The following is a 477-nucleotide window of genomic DNA, read 5'->3' as shown; positions in this document are numbered from 1 at the left end:
GAGGACATGACCGAAGAACCCGATATGGGAATGACGATGTGAGGTGTAATATGATTTACAACGAAAAGAAAGTAGAAACGCTTAGACAGAGATATCCCGAAGGAACTCGGATATGCCTTGACAGTATGGATAACGATCCCCGTCCGATTCCACCAGGTACTAAAGGCATAGTTCAATTTGTGGACGATGCGGGTACTCTGCACTGTAAATTTGATAACGGAAGAACGCTTGGCGTTATCCCCGATGTGGATAAGTTTCATAAAATCGAACAGGAACAGGCTATGGCGGATGAGCAGGAAAAATCTGAAGAAATCACAGAAACTGAGGGTTTTGAAGAATCCGAAGAAATGGAAATGTCAATGTAACGGTTAAGTTTTGAAAAAGACTTAGCCGTTTTTTTATTACACAAACAAGAAAGGATCGGTGATAAATGATAAAGTATTTCGATATCTTTGCAGGCATCGGCGGATTCCGCTC

Annotated in this window: 1 protein-coding gene; it reads left to right on the top strand. The window is 41.7% G+C overall.

Annotated elements, in window-relative coordinates; translation table 11 throughout:
- Window positions 1–50 precede the first annotated feature (50 nt).
- Complete coding sequence (locus DW015_RS00035; RefSeq protein ID WP_117903594.1) at window positions 51–365, top strand: DUF4314 domain-containing protein; 315 nt, start codon at window positions 51–53, stop codon at window positions 363–365.
- The last annotated feature ends 112 nt before the right edge of the window (window positions 366–477 follow it).

The organism is Ruminococcus sp. AF37-20, assembly GCF_003460465.1.
GTDB classification, from domain to species: domain Bacteria; phylum Bacillota; class Clostridia; order Oscillospirales; family Ruminococcaceae; genus Hominimerdicola; species Hominimerdicola aceti.
This window is presented reverse-complemented; position numbering and strand designations above follow the sequence as displayed.